Origin of the sequence: Solwaraspora sp. WMMB762 (assembly GCF_049179115.1) — a bacterium.
Lineage (GTDB): Bacteria > Actinomycetota > Actinomycetes > Mycobacteriales > Micromonosporaceae > Micromonospora_E.
Genome location: NZ_JBMHMD010000001.1, coordinates 684344 through 702722, shown reverse-complemented (window position 1 = coordinate 702722; position 18379 = coordinate 684344). Strand labels below are relative to the sequence as shown.

Sequence of the window (18379 nt, the reverse complement as noted above, 5' to 3'; positions counted from 1 at the left end):
GTCTCCGTCGGCGGCGACACCGCCCACCGGGTCAGCCGGTGACGCGGAAGGTGGCGTCGGCGCGTGCCTGCGCGTCGGCGATCGGGTCGAGGCGCAGTTGGTAGCCGTAGTGCCGGATGTAGCGGTCCGGGAAGTTGTAGGACTGGAACGACGACCATCCGGCGTCGGCCAGGCCGGCGACCCGGCGGAAGGTGGCGTCGGCGGCGAAGACCGCCGAGCCGTCGTCGGGTGCCAACTCGAAGTCGTACGCGTAGTGCCGCAGGTAGTGGCCCGGATAGTTGACCGATTCGATCGAGACGTACCCCGAGCCGCCAGTCAGGCCGGGCACCAGCCGGAACTGCGCGTCCTGGGCCGGGCTGACGTTGGCGTCGATGCGCACGTCGAAGTCGGCGTGCCGCACGTAGCGGTCCGGGTAGTTGTACGACTGGATCCGGTTCACCGGGGTGGTCGCGCCCCAGCGGGCAAGCACCCGGGACTGCTCGGCCGCGGTCAGGTTGAGGATCGATCCGTGCCGCTTGCGGCTGCCGCCCATGCTGTAGTCCGACCGGGTCCGGAAGTTGCCTGTGCTGCCCAGGTTGGTCGAGGTGACCGGCAGGTAGCCGCGGCCGGTGGCGTACTGGTCAAGCCAGAGTACCCACTCGTTACGGCCGTTGAACTGGGCCCACATCGGGCCCTCGACCACGTTGCCGCCGCCGGTGCCGTTGGAGATGCCCAGGTGCGACAGGTTACCGAGGGTCGTCCAGTTACCGAGGATCGAGTTGCTCGCCTCGATGGTGATGTGACCGTCGGCCGACGCCCGGTAGTAGCGGTAGCCGCCGACGCTGTTCGGGACCTCGATGATCTGGGTGTCGATGATGCCCTGGCCGCTACCCCGATCGATGTAGAGCTGCGGAGTACCGATGGTACGGAAGTCGCTGGTCCGCGCGTACCAGATGCGGTGCTTGGTCACCCCGTTGCGGGCCGAGTTGGTCGCCCAGTAGACGACGTAGTCACCGGTCGCCGGGTTGTAGATCGCCTCCGGTGCCCAGGCGTTGCCGGCGCCCGCGATACCGCTGGCGACGTTGAGCAGCCACGGTGCCGACCAGTTGACCAGGTCGGTGGACTCCCAGACCACGATCGAGGTGCTGCCCCGGTTGGCGGCGTCGTTCCACGACGTTCCGCTGGCGATCCGCAGATCGGTGGCGATGATCCAGTACCGGTCGCCGGCCGGTGAGCGGACCAGGACCGGATCCCGCACACCACGTGTGCCCACTGTGGATATCAGGACCGGGCTGCCGTTGTTGAGGTCGGTCCAGTGCAGCCCGTCGGTGCTGTGCGCCAGATGAATCTGCTCGCCGTTGGCCGACTCACCGGTGAAGTGGGCCATCAGGTATCCGGTGAACGGATCGAGGGCGGCAGCCGGTCTCGCTGCGGTCACCGACCATGAGGTGAACAGCAGGCAGGCGGCGGCGAGGATGGCGCTGAGCCGGGCAAGGGTTCTCGGCATCGGGTCTCCTTCTGTCGGAGTTGGTCGGGTCCGGCCAGTGCCGGCGGTCCGCTGCCTACCGGGCTGGTGCGATGCGAACTCACCGGCTGGGCACGATCGGGCGGATCGTGCCGTCGGCGGCAAACTCCATCGGGTCGATGACGACCTCCCGGTTGGTGCCGTCGCCGGCCGGTACGGCGAAGCGGTGGTAGGCGATGTGCCAGGTGTCGCTGTCCGGGGCGCGGACCACCGAGTGGTGCCCGGTGCCCCGGATCCCGTCGGCGAGTCGCTTCTGCAGCACCACGCCACGGTTGGTCCACGGCCCGAGTGGGGACCGGCCGGTCGCGTACGCCACCCGGTAGTCCTCGCTGCGGGTGTCGTTCTCCGACCACATGAAGTAGTAGGTGCCGCCGCGGTTGAAGACGAACGGCGCCTCGTTGTAGCCGGACGGCGTGATGACCCGCACCTGTGCCGGGTCGAACGACACCATGTCGGGGTTGAGCGGGACGACCCGGGCGGCCCCCTGGCCCCAGTACAGGTAGGCGCGTCCGTCGTCGTCGGTGAAGACCATCGGATCGATAGCCTGGCCGGAGTACTGGCCGCCACGGATCAGCGGCCGGCCCAGCGCGTCGCGGAACGGTCCCACCGGCGAGTCGGCGACCGCGACACCGAGATGTTTGACCGTGTCCCCACTGGCCGCGCCGCCAGAGAAGTACAGGTAGTAGCGACCGTCGCGGTGTGCCACCGCTGGCGCCCACGCCGAGTTGTCGGCCCACGACACGTCCGGTTCATGGTCGAGGATCACCCCGTGATCGGTCCAGTTGACCAGGTCCGGCGAGGAGAACGCCTTGTAGTAGGTGGTGGACCAGCCGGCGTATCCGTCCGTGGTCGGATACAGGTAGTACCGGCCGCCGAAGGTGGTGAGGTGTGGATCGGCGAAGAGCCCTGGGATGACGGGTCCCGCAGGTGGGGACGGTGCCCACGGGGCGGCGATCCGGAAGGAGCTGTCCGCCCGGAAGATCTCGGTATCCTGGTACGCGTCGAGCCGCAGCGTGAAGTCGCGGTGCCGGACGCGGTGCGTCGGGTAGTTGTACGCGGCCAGCGCGATCGTTCCGGCGACGACGCCGTCGATTGGGCAGAAGGTGGCGTCGCTACGGAACGCGGCATCACCGGTGTTGGTGTCGACCCGCAGCTGCCAGTCCCGGTGGCGCAGGAAGAGCCCGTCGCGGGTCTGCAGCGAGTAGCAGTCCGGCGAAGCCAGTCCGTTGACGATCACGAAGGTGGCATCGAGCCGGGTCTGCTGCGGGCTCGACGTACCCACCGGATCGAGTCGGACCCCCTGGTCCTGGTGGCGCAGGAACCGGCCGGGGTAGTTGACCGACTCCAGCGACGCGGCACCGGATGGCAGGGTCGCCGCGGTCGCCATCGAGTGGGTGTCGCCGCCACCGGCTACGGTGTCGCCGGCGACAACGGGCAGACCGGCACAGACCAGGGTGGCGAGCACGAACGCCGAGCCGGCATGCATTCGGACCCTCCTATGTTAGCGCTAACAGAGCACCTGATGTGATTGCCATGCGATTGCCGGATTGAATCGACAGTGTTAACTGCCCGCAGGGTCGATGTCAATGGGTCGCGGGCCGGCGGCGGGTACCCGTGTCCGCAGGGGAGTCGGCCAGCGGCTCCCCTGCGCTGCTTAAGCTGGTGCATGCTCGATGAACTCGTCGCACGCGCCCACCGGCTTGTCCCCCGCCATGGCCGACTCGTCCTCGGCATCACCGGCTGTCCGGCAGCGGGCAAGTCGACGCTGGCGGCGCTGCTGGTCGCCGGGCTGCGGCAGGTCGGGGTCCCGGCGGCGCTGGTGCCGATGGACGGCTTCCACCTGTCCGACGCGGCGCTGGACCGGCTCGGCCGGCGCGACCGCAAAGGTGCCATCGACACCTTCGACGGCGACGGCTACCTCGCCCTGCTGCACCGGCTGCGGACCGAACGACACCGGACCGTCTGGGCGCCGGGTTTCGAACGCGACCTCGAACAGCCGGTGGCCGGCACCATCGCGGTCGACCCACCGGCACGCCTGGTCGTCACCGAAGGTAACTACCTGCTCGCGGACACAGAGCCCTGGCCGGCGGTGCGCGCGCTGCTGGCCGAGGTGTGGTTCTGCCAACTCGACGACGACGTACGGCGGGACCGTCTCATCCGCCGGCACATCGAGTTCGGCAAATCACCTGCTGCCGCCCACGCCTGGGTAGCCACGGTGGACGACCCGAACGCCCGGTTGATCAAGGCCGGCCGGGACCGAGCCGACCTCGTCGTCGACATGACCGCGTTGGGGCCGGCCGACGGTAACGCACCGCGCCCGGCCGACCGGCCCCGGCCCGGTGGGCGCTAGCAGGACGGCTGCCCGCCGCGCGCTAACAGCACGACTGCCCGCCGCGCCGGTCCGGCGGATCCTCGGTTCCGCCGGAGGAGGGAACCGCCGCCGAGCCGTCCGCCCGGGCCAGCAGGAACAACGGGAGCAGCACCGCCGCACCGGCGCTGACCGCCAAGACCGGGTACCCGACGGTGCCGAGCACCATTCCGGCACCGACACTGGCCACCGCCGAGGCACCCCAGGCGATCGCGTCCACGCCGCCCTGGACGTGCTGGCGGTCGGCGAGTGTCAACGACTGGGTGAGCAGACCGCTGCCGCCGACGAAGGTGAGGTTCCAGCCGGAACCGAGTAGGAACAGCGCGACGTACAGCTGCGCGCTTGCGGCCGCCGGCACCAACGCGACCATCGTGGACAGAGCGATCAACCCGACACCGGCGAGGATCGCCGTCCGTGCCCCGAACCGGTCGACGATGTGCCCGGACAGCGGCGCCAGCAGGAACATGCCGAGCAGGTGTGCGCTGACCACCGCACCTACGGCGCCGAGGCCGTGACCGTGCATGTCCATGTGCAGCGGCGTCATCGTCATCACGGCGACCATCGACACCTGGCCGGCGGTCATCGACACCACCGCGGTACGGACCACCGGACGTCGCCACACTCCGGGCGACACGGTACTGGGCCCCGGGGCACCATGCCGCGTGCCGGCCCGGGTCGTCGGCAGGGTCGCCGACGCCGCTGCCGCGGCACCCGCACCGACCAGCGCCAGGAGGTACGGCCCGGCGAGCGGCGGCAGACCCAGCCCGGCGGAGAACCGCGCGAGTGGCGCGATCAGGTTGGGCCCGGCCAACGCACCGACCGTACCCGCCCAAACGACGACGCCGACCGCGAAGCCCTTGCGGTCGGGCGGGTACAGGTCCGCCGCGCAGTACCGGGACAGCTGCGCTCCACCGTTGCCGACACCGAGCAGCAGCATGCCGACCATCAGCGGGCCCGCCGCGTCGGCCAGCACGGCGCCGCCCGCGACGACCGCACCGACGACCGCGATCAGGTAGCCCAGCACGAGCGCGGAACGGCTGCCGCGTCTGGCCAGCACGGCGGCCAGCGTCAGGGTGCCGACGGCGGAGCCGACGATCCCGGCCGCGTTCGGTATGCCGCTCCACAGCGGGCTGAGCAACTGCGCTCCGACGAGGGTGCTCACCGTGCTCGCACCGATCATCGACACGTTGGTCACCGCCGCGCCGGTGAACAGCGCGGCCATCGGACGGTGTCGGGTCCGGCGGGCCTCGACCGCTGCGGGCAGCATGGTCAGCCGGGGCTCTCGGCGACTATGCCCCTGGGCGCTGGCACAGACATGCGTTGACCTCTTCTACGAGACGTCGGCTGTGGCGGGACGTTGTCAAGATTCTTTACGGCGGGCGGCTGCGGTGCTTCTCCGGCGTTGCCCGGCCGACGTGCCGGGGTACAGCCGACGGGCGGGCCATCGGGGTCGCCGATGGCCCGCCCTGCGCTGGGCCGGCCGGCTCACGGCGTACCGTGGCCGGAGATGCCCGGGTCAGAGGTGTCAGTTCGGGGCGTGGACTCCGGTCGCCGCGTAGTCCTTGATGGATCCCCGCACGTACATCTCGGTCCCCGTGTTACCTGATAGGTACTGTTCGATGGAGCCGGGGAACGGCGTGGTGGAGGCGTTGCGTCCGTACACGTCGGTGTAGACCGTGGACGGACCGCTGTTGCGCACTGAGAAGGTGCCCGGCCGGTACTCGCGCAGAGTGCCCTTGAACGGCGAGCGCGGATCGTTCCAGGCGACCTGTTGGCCGGTCTGCTGGGTCACTTGTCGAGCCTCGGCGCAGTAGTCGCCACCGGCCAGGTCGGTGTAGCACAGGTCCACGATCCGGCCCATCCTGTTCGGCAGGCTCGGGTCGTAGTACCGGGATGGATTGACGACGTAGAACAGCGGCGCGAGGTGAAAGTCCAGCCCGGAGCCCGTCACCTGCACGTCGGAAAACCAAAAGTCGTCCATGTCGGAAACCGTGAACGGCACCGGGTTGGGGTAGAGCGGGTCGAAGTGGGTACGGCCTTCCCGGATCGCGTCGATACAGCCGGTCTCGGCGATCAACCGGCCCAGCGATCGGGTGTCCGACGGCGAGTCCGCCGGCACCGGGGGTGCGACATTGATGAAAGGACGACCGAATCCGGGGCATTCGCTTGGGCTGAAGCCGCCGGGTCGACCGAGCGGGATCATCGCGTTGTACCGGGCCTCGGTGACCGGACCGCCGTTGCTCCCGACACAGCGCTGGTTGAACAGCAACTCGTGAACGTTGTTAGTGAACGCGTCCGGCGAGTGGGTGCCCTGGTGGAACTTCAGCAGAATGTCACAGACGGCGATCGTGGGCCCCTGCGGCGGGAAGAAGCTGGTGCCGTTGTCACCCTGGATGACGTTGCTGTTGTTCACCACCAGCACCTTGTGCCCGACGTGGTCCTCGTGGCGGTGACTGTGGTCGGGCATGTTGTCCAGCATGACCTCGCTGGTGTACCCGAAGGCGGGCCAGCCGGCGGTGCTGTACAGGTCCGAGGTCCGCGGATCGTCACCATGCTCGTGGCCGAAGTAGCAGCCGCTCGGGTCCCGGGTCGGGTGCCAGGTTGGGTAGACCTTGCCGTCGGGGCCGTACGTCCAGTACCGGGCGTGAATCTCGACCGAGCACTCGCCGGCTCGCGGCAGGTAGCCCTTCTCGTTGGCGGTGGCGATCAGTTCGTACGCCCGACTTTTGGGCGCGCTCGCCGGTGGCAGCGCAGTGCCCCAGGTCGGGTCGCCGGGCGGCATGGTCGGCGGCGGGGTGGTCGGCGGCGGCGCGGTCGTGGGCGGTGGGGTGGTGGGATCGGTCGGCGAACCCGTACAGGTGGTGCCGTTGAGCGCGAAGCTGGTCGGCGCGGCGTTGCTGCCGTTCCACGAACCGTTGAAGCCGAACGTGGTGGTCGCCCCGGTGGCGATGTTGCCGTTGTAGCTGGCATTGCGGGCGGTGACCTGTCCACCGCTCTGCGACACCGTCGCGTTCCATGCCTGGGTGATCTGCTGACCGTTGCCGTAGCTCCAGGTCAGCGTCCACGAGCTGACCGGGTCACCGAGGTTGGTGACGGCCACGTTGGCGGTGAAGCCACCCGGCCACTGCGAGGCGACGGAGTAGGTGACGCCGCATCCGACGGCAGCGTACGCGGCCGTGACGGCCACTCCGCTTCCGCCGACGACGGCTGCCACGGTCACGGCTGACCACAGCCGGGACCGGTACCGGTGTAAGCGCATGTGCTGGCTCTCCTCCACTGTTGTGCGGACGGATCGACAGGGCGCGCTGTCACGTACGGTCGACCACCCCGGGCAGCCCGAAGTACGAGGTGTCCCGGTGTGGCGCGGCACGGGTGGCACCGGGCAGCGCGGCGTGGTGGATCGTCCGACGGGAAGACAGCGAACGCACCATCGATAGATGTCTATCTATATTACGCTTGGCTCACGCGCTGTCAACTGGATACGCTGTCAACTGTCGATGTAAGGTTGATCATCTTTGGAGCAGCCGAACCTCGCCTACCCGTTCTCGGGCCCGCGCAGACCGAACGCGTACGTAAGCTGCGCGCCGCCATCGACGACGACGCCCTCGGCCACGAGCTCGAAGCCCTTCCGGCACCCCGGGTACGGGCACTCGCCCCGGATATCTGTGCCGCACTGGACATCGACCTGCGGAACCGTTTCGCAGCAGCGGGATGGACGGCGCGGCTCGACCACTTCCACGCACGAGGTGTCCCCCAGTGGGGGCCGAGTGGTCGGTACGCGGATGTCCTGACCGACGCGGACATCGACGGCGTCAACATCGTCGCAGGCAAGGAGGGTGAGCTCTCCGACGCGGTCCTGGTCCTCGCCCACCACGACACGGTCCCGGGTACCGGCGGCGCCGACGACAACGGCACCGGCATCGTCGGGCTACTGGAGCTGGCCCGGCTGCTCGGTGAGGCGCGATTCCGCCGAACGGTGCTGCTCGTCGCGGTCGACCACGAGGAACTCGGCTTTCACGGTGCCCGTCACCTGGTGCGGCAGATGTTCGCTACCGGGCGAGAGGTGGTCGCTGCCTACGTGTTCGAGATGCTCGGATTCGCCAGCACCGAGCCGGGCAGCCAGCAGCTGCCGCGCGGACTCGACCTGCTCTACCCCGGGCAGGTCAGCCGAATCCGGCGCAACGGACAGCAGGCGGACTTCGCCGCAGTGCTCTACCAGCGGTCCAGTCGGACGATGGCGGCCCTGTTCGCAGCCGCGCTGACCCAGCTGAACGGCCCGACCGGCGCCGTCCTGCTTCGCGCGCCCACCGACCTGCCGGTGCTGGGGCCGCTGCTCGGCCGGTTCGTACCGTTCACCCAGCACTTCGCGCGCAGCGATCACCTGCCGTTCTGGGACGCCGGTCTGCCCGCGGTCCAGATCACCGACACGGCCAACTTCCGCAACCCGCACTACCACCAGGCCGGCGACGTGCCCGACACGGTGAGCATGACGCAGGTGGCGGACGTGGTCGCAGCCACCGCCCTGGCCGTGGAGATCCTGGCGGAGCGGCTCGGCTAGCTGGAACTGGCGCCCGCGAAGCCCGGACGGCATCCTGACACCCATGACATCGATCACCGCAGGTGCCTGGATTCGCCGGTACCACTCGGCGGCGGCGGACGCGCCGCGCCTGGTCTGCTTCCCGCACGCCGGCGGCAGCGCCAGCTTCTACTTCCGGCACTCAGCGGCCCTGGCCCCCGCCGTCGCGGTCCTCGCCGTGCAGTACCCCGGCCGCATGGAGCGCCACGACGAGCCCTGCACCGGTTCCGTCGCCGACCTCGCAGACGGGATCTTCGAGGCGCTCGCCGCCCTGCCCGATCTCGGCGACGACGTCTCCCTCTTCGGGCACAGCATGGGCGCGACGGTCGCCTTCGAGGTGGTGCGACGGCTGGAGGACCGGCTGGGGCACATCCCTCGCCGACTCTTCGTCTCCGGACGCCGCGCTCCGTCCCGGCGTCGCGAGGAACGCGTACACACCCTCGACGACGACGGACTCGTCGCCGAACTGACGGCACTCGACGGTTCCGACAGCCGCGTCTTCGCCGACCCGGAGATGCGGGCGCTGCTGCTGCCGGCGATCCGCAACGACTACCGCGCGATCGAGACCTACCGGTGCACCCCGGACGTCACAATCTCCGCCCCGATTACGGTCCTGACCGGGACCAACGATCCGACGACCACCCCGGACGAGGCCGACGCGTGGCGAGGGCACACCACCGCAGGCGTCACCGTCCACACGATGACCGGCGGGCACTTCTTCCTCAACGAGCACCGCCCAGCCGTCCTCGACATCGTTGCCCGGTTGCTGTCGGCGCGCGATGGTGCGCCCCACCGGTGACCGATGACCGGGAGACGGCCGCTGGCTGTACCGCTCGCGAGACGGCCGGAGGAGATGATCTCAAGTCTACGTGAACGATTCCTACGTAGATACCTCAACTCTCGATGGCTGCTCACCGGAACCGGGTGCGTCCACCCAGCCGGCGAGCCCGGCCACGGTGGGCTGCTCGAAGAGCGTCTGGAACGGCACCGCCACTCCGGTCGCCGCGCGGATCCGGCTGATGAGCCGGGTCGCGCTGAGCGAGTGCCCGCCGAGGGCGAAGAAGCGGTCCTCGACGCCAGCGGCGGCCACGTCGAGAATCTCCGCGAACGCCACGCAGAGCAGCTCCTCGGTGGGCGTGGCCGGCGGCGGGACGCCGTCGACCGCGTGGAGGTCGCGCAGCAGGTCCTCGTACCGGTATCGCTGGTGCCGCAACGCCTCCCGCACCGTGCGGGCCGTGCGGGCGGACGTACTCGCCGACCGGCTCGCACGGGTCGATCCGCAGCGGCAGCGGCAGCACGTTGGAGGTCATGCCGATCGCGGCCAACTCGCGCTGCCCACACGACCGACGGCGGGCACGCCGAGCACCACGTCGCGCGAGCCGGTAACCCGCTACTCGTACAGCCCGGCGGCCGCGATGGCGAGCCCGCCGAGGCCCGTGCGCACCCCGCTCGCGGCCGCCCGCAACGCGGCCGTCGTTCCGGCGTCGACCTGCCGGGCGTGCCGCGCGATCTCGTCCGGCAGCCAGCTCTGCCGCCGCCCGCCGGCTCCGGGCGGCTCGGGCAGGTCCGCCAGGTGCACGGACCAGAAGGCACGGTCGCGGTCGCGCAACGCGGAGTCGCGGTACGCGCGGTCGGCGTCCATCAGCGCGGAGACCGGTTCGAGCCCGCTGGCCGGCACCCGCCCGCCGACCAGCGCGTCGTACACGCGAGCCACCGCCTCGGTGAACTGCGAGAGCCCGTAGCCGTCGACGACGAGGTGGTGCAGCCGCTGGTACCAGAGGAAATGGCCGCCGCCTAGCACGAAGAGCGTGTGCGCGAAGAGCGGGGCGTCGAGAAGGTCCATCGGCCGGCCCAGGTCGGCCCGCATGGCCGCGTGCGCCGCCGCACCGGGATCGGGCTCGCCGCTCAGATCCACCATTCGCAGGTGCGTGTCGGGTACGCCGGCGAGATACTGCCGGAGCGCGCCGCCAATCACCGTGAAACGCAGCCGATACGATTCGGCATCCGACGCCCATCGTTCGAGATTCCGTTCATCCACCCCGGCGCCGTCCAGCAGCGTCGGCGTGATGTCGCAAAGCCATCGGCATGACTCTGCGACATCACGCTCAATCGGCGACCGTCCCGGGCGGAATCAGGGGCGGATGCAGATCATGGTGAAGTCGTCCCAGGCGATCTGGGCCCAGTAGGGGTCAAGGAGCCCGGTGGAGGTAAACGGGTAGGCGTACAGGCTGATTTCAACTGCGTTGGTGTTCGCCGTGAAATAAAGGGAGACCGAAGTCCATCCGCTGTTCGCGGGGAGGGTCCGGGACACCGAGCCGAGGCTGGTGCCGGTGCTGGCACGTGCGGCCCCGATCCGCACTCGCTGGCTGGTCGGCGACAGGTTGCGGACGTAGACCGTTGAGCCGCACGTCTGCGCCGTCGAGCTGTACGTGAAGGTACGCCGAGCCTCACCCGGGGAGTCAGCGCTCATGCTGTTCTCCTGCATCAGTACACCCCAGCTTCCGCTGCGGACCGCCGACGCCTGGTTCGTGCGGCCCACCCAGTGACCCCAGTTGATGTACTGCCACGCTGGCTCGCCGGCCTCCCAGCTGACATAGTGAGTGGTCACTGCGGCCTGGGCGGGCGCGACCGCCCCGACCACGCCTACCAGCGCCAGGGCGACGACGGTGCCGATCCGGCTTGCCCAGGTGCTCCTGCGGCGGACACGGCCCTGGCTGGCTCTGTGTGCCATGCGACTCTCCTTGAACTGTGGCCACTATGGGTGAAGATCCGCGGTGATCTTCGCGTTGGTGATCAAAACCGTACGGCTGTGCATCGTCGACATTCGTGAGTAGTGGGCACTCAACTTCGGCCGGACGCGGTACTCACGTCCGCGCCTACCGGCGACCCTGGCTCATCAGACGTGCGGGTAGGGTCTACTGTGGGAGGTAGCCGGTGGAGGGATCGCGAATGACGGACGCAGCGGCGGTGATCGACCGGGCGGCGCCGTTCGTCGGCCGCGAGGCACAGCTGGCTCGACTGATCGATACGATCACCGGATACCCGGGCGCGGCGATCGTGACCGGGCCACCGGGTGTCGGCAAGACGCGCCTGGCTGAGGAGGCACTGCGGGTGTTGGCCAGCCGTGGCTGGCGCTGCCTGCGCGGGTATGCGGTGGCAGCCGGGCGGGACATCCCGCTGGCCGCCCTCGCCGGCATCGTCCCGGCCCTGCCCCCGATAGCCGCCGGCGGGCCGGCGGGTTTGCTGGCCAGTGTCGTCACCGCGCTGAACTCGCTCGCCGAGTCCGGTCGGACCGTCCTGTTCGTCGACGATGTGCACCAGCTTGACAGCGTGTCGTCGGTGGCGCTGCACCAGGCGGTCCGGGCCGGATCGCTGGCGCTGCTGGCCACGCTGCCCACCGGGGCCGAGGTGCCGGAAACCATTGGTGCCCTGTGGCGATCCGACCGGGCAGCCAGGATGGACGTTGACCCGCTCGACGCGGCGGACCTCGAACAGGTCCTGGTCGGCTGGTTGGGTGGCCCGGTGGCCCGCGGAACGCTGGACCAGTTGCGGCGGGCCACCGCGGGTAACCCGCTCTACCTGCGTGAGCTGGTGCTGGCCGCTCACGACAGCGATGCGCTGACCCGCGACAACGAGCTGTGGCAGCTACGCGAGGTGCCTGCGGCGGCTGGCCGGCTCGACGATCTTGTCCGGTGCCGGCTGGCTGGGCTCGACTCCGCCGGGCGTACCGCGCTCGAGGTGCTGGCCCTGGCTGAGCCGGTCGGCGTCCGGCTGCTGCACGACGTGCTCGGCGGTGACGTGGTGGAAGCCCTTGAGCAACGTGGCCTGATCACTGTCCGAGCCGACGGCCGCCGATGGGAGGCGCAGCTGGCCCACCCACTGTATGGGGAGATCCTGCGCGGCAGGATCCCCACCACCACCCGTCTGCGGTGGTACCGCCGGCTCGCCGACGCCCTCGAAACGTACGGCGTGCGCCGGTGGAGCGACCTGCTGCCGTGGGCCGTGTGGCGGGTCGACGGGGGCGGCCCGGCGGACTCGGCGCTGATCGCCGCTGCCGTGCGGGAGGTCGCCGACCAGCCCGCCGACCCGCGTTTGCGGGAGCGGCTGGCCCAGGCGGCCTGGGAGTCGACCGCCGACCTCGACGCCGGGCTGCTGCGTTGTCGAGTGCTCATCGAGCAGGGGCGCACCGGCGCAGCCCTGACTGCACTGGAGGACGTGGCAGCGCACGCCGGTGACGACCACGCCCGCCGGGACGTGGCGACCGCCCGGTCGTGGTTTCTCGGCTGGTGCCACGGATCGGTCGCGGACGCGTTGTGGCGCCTGCGTCAGGACACGGCGGCGCTGGCCGACCCGGTGTCACAGGTGACCCTGCGGGTGGATCGGGCCAACCTGCTGGCCTGCGCCGGCCGGCCCCGCCACGCCGCCAGACTGGTGGCCGACGTGGATCTTGCCGACTCACCCGAGTTGACGGTGCGGGTCGCCGCTGTCCAAGGGGTGGCGCTCCTGCTCTCCGGCCAGCTCGACCAGCTACGAACGGCACTGGCCCGCGTGGTCGCCCCGCCGGTGAGCAGGTGCGCCATGTATCCGGCCGAGTACGCCTCCGGCGCGCTGCCGGTCGACGTGTGGGCGTACGACGGGATGATCACTCAGGCCCGGGAGACCGGCCACGAGGTGTTGGCCCGCACCTACGCCCTTGGCGACCGGGTCGCCCACGCTTCCGCGTTGACCAGCCTTGCCCTTGCCGAGATCACTGCCGGCGCGCTCGGTACCGCCCGGCGCTATGTGGCTGAAGCGCTTCCGGTGCTGCGCGAGTACGGGGTACGCCACCATGAGGGGCGGTGCCTGGCCGCTGGGCTGCTCGCCGCCACGTATCAGGGGGATGAGGCGGCGGCCGACCGGTTCGAGGGCCGGCTCGGCGAAATCTGGCCGGCCCTCGCGCAAATCGAGCTGTTCCGGTTCGAGGTGGACCGGGCGCGTGCCTGGCGGTGGTGGCAGCGGGGCGAACCCGGGGCCGCTCACGCGCTGCTGGCCGCAAGTGCCCGGCGCTGGAACCACCGGGGCGGCCTGCTCCCAGCGGTGCTGCTCGCCAGCGATCTAGCCCGGATGGGGGAACCCACGACTGCGGCCCAGCTGCTGCTGGCGGAACCGATACCGGCGCGTTGGGGGCTGGGCGCGGCGTTGGCGGACCTGGTCCGGGCATTGGCCGCGCCCAGCGCGGCGGACCTGGAACGAGTCGCCGCGATCATGGCCGAGCTGGGATGCCACCTCTACGCCGCCGAGGCGACCGCCGCAGCGGCGGTGGCTCGCCGCCGGGCAGCCGGCCGGACGGGCACCGGCGTCCGCCGTGGCGAGGCGGACGCCGCCGCCCGCGCGAAGGCCCGGGCAGCGGTGGCAGCCAGCCGGTGCGACCAGGCGCGCACCCCGCTCCTGGCCACGGTCGGCGACCGCCCGCACCTGACCAGACGGGAGCGGGAGATCGCCGCGCTGGTGGCGCGAGAGCTCTCCAACCAGGCGGTCGCCGAGCAGCTTGCCCTGTCGATACGCACGGTGGAGAACCACCTTAACCGGATCTTCGCCAAGCTCGGCGTTCACTGCCGAGCCGAACTTGCCGACGTGCTGGGGCAGGGCAGGCGCGACCAGCTCTGACCCGAATCCGCGCAGACAAGGCGGCGGTGGCCAGGCCGGCCCGCTACCACTGCAGCGTCTGGACCTCCGTGTACTCCAGCACCCCTTCGAAGCCGAACTCCCGACCGATGCCGGAGCGGCCGAAGCCGCCGAACGGCAACCGTACGTCGGTGACCACCCCGTCGTTCACGCTCACCCGGCCGGCGCGCAGCCGCTCGGCCACTGCGACCGGGCCGAAGATCTTCTGCCGGGCGATCGGGTCGTCGTTGCCGACACCTCGGTCGTCGGCTTCCAGCAGGCCGGTACCAGTTTGAAGGTGCTCGACCTGCCCCGGCCACGCTCCTTCGACGTAATGGAGTCGCCGGCTGCGTCCCGGTTGGCCAACCGCATCCGGGGTTACCTGCACGCACGATTCTCGCCGTACATCATCGCTTCCCAGAACTTCCCCAAGATCGCGCTGGCGACCGTGCTGGCATTCTCCCCGATGTTCGTCAACCTGCGGATCCGAGAGGCCAGCGTCGGGCGTCTCGACCGGTTGCTCCGCGAGATCGCCAAGGACCATCCCTGCGCAGCCAAGGACATGGAGGTCGTCCTCGGCCAGATGTTCGCCCTCGCCGTCCGACACAGCGCCTTCCCCAGCAACCCCGTACGCGACACCGGCCGGCTCCGTAAACCCCGCCGCACCATCGTCGCCCTCACCGGCGAGCATCTCCACGCCGTCCGCAGCTGGCAGCAACCGGCTCCCGCCGAACCCGGACCACGGCACACCGGCGACCTGGCCGACGTCGTCGACCTCATACTCGCCACCGGCGCCCGCATCGGTGAGATCCTCGCCCTGCGCTGGGAAGACCTGAACCTAGCCGCCGCCCGCCCCACCCTGACCATCTGCGGCACCCTGGTCCACGTCAAAGGCCAAGGCATCCTCCGGCACCCCTGGACCAAAAGCGACGTCGGCTACCGCATGCTAGTCCTCCCCCGGTTCGCCTTCGGCATGCTGATGGCCCGCAAAATCACCGCCGCAGACAACCCCCACGACGCGATCTTTGCCTCCCGGCGCGGCACCTGGCTCTCCCCAACAACGTCCGCCGCCAATGGCGTCAAGCCCGCGCCGACACCGACCTCGAATGGGTCACCCCACACACCTCCGCTAGACCGTGGCCACCCTCATCAAGGAGGAAGCCGACACCAAGAGCGCCGCCGCACAGCTTGGCCACTTCAGCGAAGAGGTCACCACCACCTACTACATCGCCAAAAGCGTCCAAGCCCCAGACGTCTCCGACGTCCTGGAACGCCTCGCCGCCAACCCGAACCGGCAGCACACATCCCCAGGGCCCAACGATGCACACCGATGACAAACTTGAATGCCGCACCCGGTAAACGGGGATTTCGGGGGGCGGTTCAAAACTTCATAGAAGAAAGTCAAAGCCCTGACCAGCGTTCCCGCTGGTCAGGGCTTTTTCTCTGTCGGGACGGCCGGATTCGAACCGACGACCCCTTGACCCCCAGGACGCTTCGTCACACGTCCACGCACGTCACACACGCCATCCGCAAGATCAGACCGTGTCATCGACGGTACGACGATCATCATCGCGCGCCCCGTGTGGTCCCTGCCTGGTCCCCCGGTCGCTGACACCCCCGGTGACCGCAGCACGCGGTCTTGAGAAAGTGTGGACGCCGGTGAAACCGCCGGGCATCGAACCGACCTGGCCTGCGTCGGCGATGACGACTTCCCTGCTTCGAGACCGCCGTATATGGTACGGGGCACGACTCTAAGGAGAATGAGTCGCAGTTGGCGGCCGCAGCAGGGCTGAAGCGCAAAGGAGAAGACTCATGAGCTGGCCGAGCATGTTTTTGGACCCACTAATAATGACGCTCTTGATTGCTTTTTCGGTCGCATACTGGACAATCGCTATCATTTTTCTTAAGCGCTACAACAGATGGATCAAAGTCAGGAGCTTACATAGGCAGTTCTTCCGTGCAGTGGAAAATGTTCTTCGCAATGCCGAACCCAATCAGGTGCTAGCACAACTTAAGCGGCATCACGAGTCATACTCAGCCATTATGCAGTCTATGGATGAGAATCCCCGAAGCTTCACTGGCGACCTGTGGTACATCGTTGAATGCATGGATGCAAACGGCTTGAAGGTATTTCAGAAACTTTACCGAGTAAACATGGGTGATGACCAACGCAATGCGCTCGCCGACCTGGTAGCAAGATTGGACGATCAGGACCCGTTTGCACATGTTCCGGCCCCCTGGAGTGCTCGGATCAAGAACATTGCGATCGCACTGAAAAACTCGGACGCCAATGGCGGAACTACCGCCCTCACTGAACTCGCAGACGAACTAAAGCAGCGAGAAGAACTCCTCAGAAAGACGCAAGAACGACGCGATAAGAAGAATTTGCGACTCCAATGGGCCGGCATTATTCTCGGCATCGTCTCCTTCGCGGTCGGAACCGTCCTGACCATCGCATTGACGTGAAACTGATCCGAGTCGCTCCGTCCGCCGTTTACCCATAGGTATAAGCCCTCAGACGCTTCGAGGTCCGCTACCCCTGTCCGGCAGGCTCCGGTCACGGTCCGTGACTTGCGAGCGGGCTGGGGCGGTGCACATGAAACGGTCCCGCACCGCCCCACCAACGGCCCTCGCTCCCCACTCTTCCTCGCTCGCCCCAGGGGCAACGACATCGACAACTACCACCGTCACGTTGTCGTGACCCCCGTTGTCGAGGGCAAGTGCGACCAGGTCATCCGCGACAACCTCCGTGGGGACAGACGAACTCAGGGCTTCGTCTATCAACTCATGAGGAACGTAGGAGCTAAGTCCGTCTGAGCACAGCAAAATGCGGTCACCCAACTCCAAGTTGATGGCCGTAAGGTCAGCCGATCGCCCTTCAGCGCGGCCATCAATGAAGCGAGTAATTCGCTCCGGAAGCATCGGGACCAAGTGAGCACCTGACACCAAATTGCTATAGACGTGGTCCTCGGTCACTCGGATAAGTTTGCGCCGCAAGCCGGAGCCTCGTAACAAATACGCTCGCGAGTCGCCAAGGTTAACCAGTACCGCGTTGCCCCCAGAATGGAGCAACGCGACCAGAGTGGTACCCATCCCCGCAGCCTCGGGCGCGTTCCGCACCGCTCGCTGCACCGCCAGACCAGCAGCGTCGACGGCTTTTCCGGCAGCGTCAGACAGCTTTGCCGGTTCAATCGGAAGGTCGTACGACGAGAGCGCCTCCATTACGGTTGCGCTAGCCAAGTCGCCCGCTACATGACCACCGAGACCATCGGCTACGGCGTAGAGCCAGTCACCGACATAAAAGGAATCCTCGTTGCGTGACCGGACGTATCCGACGTGCGTCCGACCGGCCGCCCGGCATGTAACAGTCGCACCCGTCATGCACGCACCTCACTGTCAGATTCGTCCGGCCAAGGAACCTGTGCACCAGCGTCCCGACGAAGCACATGCACAGTCTCTACCCGATCGCTCGCTACAACATACTCTGTGACTTCGACCGGCTTGCCGTCAGATCCCGATGTCCCAACACGGACAATCTCCAATACAGGCAGGCTGGTCGGAATCTCCAAAAGCCCGGCCTCATCCTTCCGAGGCATTCGAGCACGATGGATCTCCATCCATTGGATCGGCCAATGGCCGGCCTTCTCAATGCGATAAAGCCATTCACCAGCGGCCGGGTTTGCGTCGACATCAGATACAATATCTGCCACCCGTGGATGAATCCAGGATGTGTTGATCTGAAACGGTGCCTCCGACGCAGGTCCCGTCACTCGGAATCGACGCAACACCCGCGACCCCGGTTCAACCCCGAGAAGTTTGGCCAGTCGCGGGTTATCCAATCGGGCCGGTTCGTTTATAGCCTCGCCGTGACGAATCCAGACCTCCTGACTGCTCGCGGATGGGAACGAGTATCCGGTGGATTGCTCGTTGCGCTTGACGAGGTCCCCGCGTGGTCGCCGGGGTCGCATAGTGCCGTGGCGCACCGCGATGCCTCGGCCCTGCACCGCCCACACATAGCCCTCCGTCTCCAGGGCTGCGATCGCCCGCCCCACCGTGTCGCGGTTGGCTCCGTACTCCACCGCGAAGTCGTCTAGGCGGGGCAGCCGGGCACCGGGTTCCCACTCACCAGCTTCGATCCGTTCGCGAATTTTGCCCGCTATGTCCAGATAGCGTGAGTGTACGGGCAAGGTCAACACCCTCCTACGAGATTGTCCCAAGACAACTCTTGACAACGTGACGTGATTGTCCCCAGACTATCCGCAGCGATTGTCCCAAGACAATCCCGGTC

The 18379-nt window shown here is 68.3% G+C and carries 16 protein-coding genes and 1 pseudogene; 6 read left to right on the top strand and 11 right to left on the bottom strand.

The genetic code is table 11. From position 1 onward, the window contains the following. Nucleotides 1-31: 31 nt before the first annotated feature. The gene (locus ACN27J_RS03355) at nt 32-1486 is read right to left on the bottom strand and encodes a glycoside hydrolase family 43 protein (RefSeq protein WP_421363422.1); all 1455 of its coding nucleotides are present in this window, start codon (nt 1484-1486) and stop codon (nt 32-34) included. Nucleotides 1487-1565: 79 nt separating this feature from the next. After that, nucleotides 1566-2990 carry a family 43 glycosylhydrolase gene (locus tag ACN27J_RS03350; protein WP_421363419.1) on the bottom strand — a complete coding sequence of 475 codons (1425 nt, stop codon included), beginning with the start codon at nt 2988-2990 and terminating at the stop codon, nt 1566-1568. A gap of 180 nt (nt 2991-3170) precedes the next feature. On the opposite strand from ACN27J_RS03350, the gene ACN27J_RS03345 reads away from it, so the two are divergent. Continuing rightward, nucleotides 3171-3854 carry a nucleoside/nucleotide kinase family protein gene (locus ACN27J_RS03345; RefSeq protein ID WP_421363417.1) on the top strand — a complete coding sequence of 228 codons (684 nt, stop codon included), beginning with the start codon at nt 3171-3173 and terminating at the stop codon, nt 3852-3854. A gap of 22 nt (nt 3855-3876) precedes the next feature. On the opposite strand, the gene ACN27J_RS03340 is transcribed toward ACN27J_RS03345, so the two are convergent. The 3 genes from ACN27J_RS03340 to ACN27J_RS03330 all read right to left on the bottom strand — a co-directional run bounded on the left by ACN27J_RS03340 (nt 3877) and on the right by ACN27J_RS03330 (nt 7303). Further along, nucleotides 3877-5139: an MFS transporter gene (locus ACN27J_RS03340; RefSeq protein ID WP_421363415.1), complete on the bottom strand. Its 1263-nt coding sequence runs from the start codon at nt 5137-5139 to the stop codon at nt 3877-3879. A gap of 258 nt (nt 5140-5397) precedes the next feature. Continuing rightward, nucleotides 5398-7131, bottom strand: a complete 1734-nt coding sequence (locus tag ACN27J_RS03335) for a cellulose-binding domain-containing protein (protein WP_421363413.1) — start codon at nt 7129-7131, stop codon at nt 5398-5400. A 49-nt stretch (nt 7132-7180) separates the two neighbouring features. Then, the gene (locus tag ACN27J_RS03330; RefSeq protein WP_421363412.1) at nt 7181-7303 is read right to left on the bottom strand and encodes a hypothetical protein; all 123 of its coding nucleotides are present in this window, start codon (nt 7301-7303) and stop codon (nt 7181-7183) included. Nucleotides 7304-7377: 74 nt separating this feature from the next. On the opposite strand from ACN27J_RS03330, the gene ACN27J_RS03325 reads away from it, so the two are divergent. Both ACN27J_RS03325 and ACN27J_RS03320 read left to right on the top strand, forming a co-directional pair. After that, nucleotides 7378-8430 carry a M20/M25/M40 family metallo-hydrolase gene (locus tag ACN27J_RS03325; RefSeq protein ID WP_421363409.1) on the top strand — a complete coding sequence of 351 codons (1053 nt, stop codon included), beginning with the start codon at nt 7378-7380 and terminating at the stop codon, nt 8428-8430. A gap of 43 nt (nt 8431-8473) precedes the next feature. Further along, on the top strand, nt 8474-9247 hold the full coding sequence (locus ACN27J_RS03320; protein WP_421363406.1) for a thioesterase II family protein: 774 nt from the start codon (nt 8474-8476) through the stop codon (nt 9245-9247). 81 nt (nt 9248-9328) lie between these two features. Here ACN27J_RS03320 and ACN27J_RS03315 read toward each other — a convergent pair whose 3' ends face one another. The 3 genes from ACN27J_RS03315 to ACN27J_RS03305 all read right to left on the bottom strand — a co-directional run bounded on the left by ACN27J_RS03315 (nt 9329) and on the right by ACN27J_RS03305 (nt 11179). Then, nucleotides 9329-9673, bottom strand: coding sequence for a phosphopantetheine-binding protein (locus ACN27J_RS03315; protein WP_421363403.1), 345 nt, complete (start codon nt 9671-9673; stop codon nt 9329-9331). Nucleotides 9674-9838: 165 nt separating this feature from the next. Then, on the bottom strand, nt 9839-10486 hold the full coding sequence (locus ACN27J_RS03310) for a condensation domain-containing protein (RefSeq protein WP_421363401.1): 648 nt from the start codon (nt 10484-10486) through the stop codon (nt 9839-9841). 93 nt (nt 10487-10579) lie between these two features. Beyond that, nucleotides 10580-11179: a hypothetical protein gene (locus ACN27J_RS03305; protein WP_421363398.1), complete on the bottom strand. Its 600-nt coding sequence runs from the start codon at nt 11177-11179 to the stop codon at nt 10580-10582. Nucleotides 11180-11397: 218 nt separating this feature from the next. On the opposite strand from ACN27J_RS03305, the gene ACN27J_RS03300 reads away from it, so the two are divergent. Continuing rightward, nucleotides 11398-14094 (top strand): AAA family ATPase, encoded by a 2697-nt coding sequence (locus ACN27J_RS03300; protein ID WP_421363395.1) that lies wholly within the window; start codon nt 11398-11400, stop codon nt 14092-14094. A 43-nt stretch (nt 14095-14137) separates the two neighbouring features. Here the strand turns inward: ACN27J_RS03300 and ACN27J_RS03295 are convergent, their stop codons facing one another. Continuing rightward, nucleotides 14138-14782 (bottom strand): aldehyde dehydrogenase family protein, encoded by a 645-nt coding sequence (locus ACN27J_RS03295; protein WP_421372090.1) that lies wholly within the window; start codon nt 14780-14782, stop codon nt 14138-14140. A 445-nt stretch (nt 14783-15227) separates the two neighbouring features. On the opposite strand from ACN27J_RS03295, the gene ACN27J_RS03290 reads away from it, so the two are divergent. Together ACN27J_RS03290 and ACN27J_RS03285 are read left to right on the top strand one after the other, a co-directional pair. Beyond that, nucleotides 15228-15425, top strand: coding sequence for an integrase (locus ACN27J_RS03290; protein WP_421363392.1), 198 nt, complete (start codon nt 15228-15230; stop codon nt 15423-15425). 478 nt (nt 15426-15903) lie between these two features. After that, nucleotides 15904-16557, top strand: a complete 654-nt coding sequence (locus ACN27J_RS03285) for a hypothetical protein (RefSeq protein ID WP_421363390.1) — start codon at nt 15904-15906, stop codon at nt 16555-16557. 207 nt (nt 16558-16764) lie between these two features. Here the strand turns inward: ACN27J_RS03285 and ACN27J_RS03280 are convergent. Further along, a pseudogene (locus ACN27J_RS03280) lies at nt 16765-17472 on the bottom strand (PP2C family protein-serine/threonine phosphatase); the annotation flags it as partial. Continuing rightward, on the bottom strand, nt 17469-18287 hold the full coding sequence (locus ACN27J_RS03275) for a GntR family transcriptional regulator (RefSeq protein WP_421363387.1): 819 nt from the start codon (nt 18285-18287) through the stop codon (nt 17469-17471). The pseudogene ACN27J_RS03280 and the gene ACN27J_RS03275, both read right to left, overlap by 4 nt. Between the last annotated feature and the right edge of the window lie 92 nt (nt 18288-18379).

Coding starts and splice junctions, on each gene's coding strand:
- ACN27J_RS03355 (WP_421363422.1), bottom strand. CDS start 1,486: ATGCCGAGAACCCTTGCCCGGCTCAGCGCCATCCTCGCCGCCGCCTGC.
- ACN27J_RS03350 (WP_421363419.1), bottom strand. CDS start 2,990: ATGCATGCCGGCTCGGCGTTCGTGCTCGCCACCCTGGTCTGTGCCGGT.
- ACN27J_RS03345 (WP_421363417.1), top strand. CDS start 3,171: ATGCTCGATGAACTCGTCGCACGCGCCCACCGGCTTGTCCCCCGCCAT.
- ACN27J_RS03340 (WP_421363415.1), bottom strand. CDS start 5,139: ATGCTGCCCGCAGCGGTCGAGGCCCGCCGGACCCGACACCGTCCGATG.
- ACN27J_RS03335 (WP_421363413.1), bottom strand. CDS start 7,131: ATGCGCTTACACCGGTACCGGTCCCGGCTGTGGTCAGCCGTGACCGTG.
- ACN27J_RS03330 (WP_421363412.1), bottom strand. CDS start 7,303: ATGGTGCGTTCGCTGTCTTCCCGTCGGACGATCCACCACGCCGCGCTG.
- ACN27J_RS03320 (WP_421363406.1), top strand. CDS start 8,474: ATGACATCGATCACCGCAGGTGCCTGGATTCGCCGGTACCACTCGGCG.
- ACN27J_RS03305 (WP_421363398.1), bottom strand. CDS start 11,179: ATGGCACACAGAGCCAGCCAGGGCCGTGTCCGCCGCAGGAGCACCTGG.
- ACN27J_RS03300 (WP_421363395.1), top strand. CDS start 11,398: ATGACGGACGCAGCGGCGGTGATCGACCGGGCGGCGCCGTTCGTCGGC.
- ACN27J_RS03295 (WP_421372090.1), bottom strand. CDS start 14,782: ATGCTCGCCGGTGAGGGCGACGATGGTGCGGCGGGGTTTACGGAGCCG.
- ACN27J_RS03285 (WP_421363390.1), top strand. CDS start 15,904: ATGAGCTGGCCGAGCATGTTTTTGGACCCACTAATAATGACGCTCTTG.